Here is a 1,945-nt window from a genome sequence, read left to right on the forward strand (position 1 = left end):
GCGCTCGGCTCTCGCCAAGAGCCTCGGTCTCGGCAACCAGCGCCGGAAGACGGCTCCGAAGGCTGCAGACCACGCTGAGACCGTCTCCGAGAAGCCGAAGCGGGCTGGCCGGCCGCGGAAGGCCAAGGGTAGCGCTGAGGCCTGAGACCAATCAGGGATCTGCCTGGTCTCTCGGGCAATTCCCATGTTCTCACTTATTGCGGCGGTCGAATTCTAAACGGATCGCACCGGCGAGCGCGCCCGCCGCTGTGTCCCCCCGTTCATGTGTGGCCGGCGCGTTCTATCTGATGCCAGAACTGCGATGCCAAGTTGCTGCGCTTTCAAACGGGAAACACGATGACCAGCTAATTCGCCCTCAAAGGGCATCTCCAGGACCGCGATAGTTCGAGGTTCGTCATCACTCCGTAGCCGTTCTGTTGCGGTCTGGCTGGTGTTTCAGATTTATCGCTCTCTCCCGAATTGGCGTCCACCCTTGGCAACGCCTCACAATGCCCTCCGATTGGTCGCAATCAAGCCGCTCAGGTGGACCGGCGGAAAATTCGAGAGGGAGTGTCTATCGTGTCCACGCATCTCAGTTTCGCTACCCCAGTAGCCACGGACGGACTCTCAGGTTTCCCTGAAGCATTGCGCATGATTGGCCACGCTAGGGAGGTGATCGAAGCTACGCGGCTACCGGCCATCCGCTCCAGCTACGCGTGGCTCGATGCCTACAATCGCCTTACACTGGCCCAGGCGGCTCCGACCTTCCAGCACATCGAGGCGGCCAGGATCAGCCTCAACTTCGCGATCCTGCACGAGAGGCGTGGAGGTCGTCGCGTCCGAAGAGATCGCGGCAACGTCATCGCGCTGGCGGCTTGAGGCCGTGATCGGAGGATACGACGATGGCCGAGCTGATCCGCACCAGCATACGCGTGAAGGAATACGAGAACGGCAACCCCTATATCATGCTGGAGCAGCATGCCCCGCCGGAAGGTGGGGCGGCCGAGGCGATGAGGCCGTTCGCTTTTGACTTGAAGCCCGGTACGACGTGCGAGCAGGCTAACGAGGTCGTTCAGGCGATGCGAAGCATCATCACGCATGTGCACTTCGAGTAAGGACGAAGCTGGTAGTTGTTGAACAAGGAGGAGCGTCCGCGAGAACATTCCTCCGTTCATTTGATCTGACAGTTCGCTTAATTCCCGATGTGCCCTCGAATGGTCGAGATCCGTGTGCCGACCATTGACACGGCTTTCTTGAGCTTCTCCTCGGAGATACCCAGGCGCTGTGCCACGTTCTGGCGATCGGTTCGATCATGGATGTCGAGGTGGGTCCGCTCGTTATTGGTGGTCGCTGACGGAGCCATTGAGACCCTTCATGCCGTCGCCGGCATGCTCCTGTTCGTGATGTGGAGAGCTGCTAGGTGAACGCGAGCTAAATTGCTTAGTTGCGTGAACAGGTGCAGATGCGGCAACCACCCACAGCTTTGGCTCGAACCTTCATAGGAACCCGCTCCCCGAGTGCCCCTTAAAGGCATTGGCTCGCCGGATGTAGCCGACGACGGTCCGCGGATCGCGGTGGCCGGACTGATCCATGATCCGAGCGAGATCCGCCCCGCGTTCGGCCGCGGTCGTGATGTAGCCTGCTCGGAGCGAGTGCGCCCCGAAGGTCGAGGCATTGAGCCCCGCGGCCGCGCAGTAGCCCTGCAGGATGTTGGCGACGGATCGGTCCGTAAGACGCACACTCTCGCCTTGGCGGACATTCCCCGACCGCGACACCGGCCGGAACACCGGCCCCGCCGAGATCCCGGCGGCATCGAGCCATTCCTGCACGAGCGCCACCGGCCGGACGAACCGGCCGTGGGGGATGGCCTTCTCGAACCCCCTGCCCTCCTGATCCACCTTCGACCGGCGGACCACGACGCGCAGGCCCTCCGGATCCTCGCGCAGGTCCTCGACATCGAGGGCCA

General features: G+C 62.2%; 4 protein-coding genes. 2 read left to right on the forward strand and 2 right to left on the reverse strand.

Annotation, left to right across the window (positions count from 1 at the left end; all coding sequences use genetic code 11):
• The first annotated feature begins 651 nt into the window (after positions 1-651).
• A complete protein-coding gene (locus tag MKL01_RS31760) occupies positions 652-858 on the forward strand; it encodes a hypothetical protein (protein WP_243909162.1) in 207 nt (68 codons plus the stop codon).
• A gap of 23 nt (positions 859-881) precedes the next feature.
• Positions 882-1,094, forward strand: coding sequence for a hypothetical protein (locus MKL01_RS31765; protein WP_243909163.1), 213 nt, complete (start codon positions 882-884; stop codon positions 1,092-1,094).
• Positions 1,095-1,171: 77 nt separating this feature from the next.
• Here the strand turns inward: MKL01_RS31765 and MKL01_RS31770 are convergent, their stop codons facing one another.
• A complete protein-coding gene (locus MKL01_RS31770) occupies positions 1,172-1,342 on the reverse strand; it encodes a DUF3606 domain-containing protein (RefSeq protein WP_243909164.1) in 171 nt (56 codons plus the stop codon).
• A 133-nt stretch (positions 1,343-1,475) separates the two neighbouring features.
• Positions 1,476-1,945 (reverse strand): site-specific integrase (locus MKL01_RS31775; protein ID WP_243909165.1); only part of this gene is annotated, 470 nt, incomplete at its 5' end.

The organism is Methylobacterium sp. J-070, assembly GCF_022829385.1.
Lineage (GTDB): Bacteria > Pseudomonadota > Alphaproteobacteria > Rhizobiales > Beijerinckiaceae > Methylobacterium.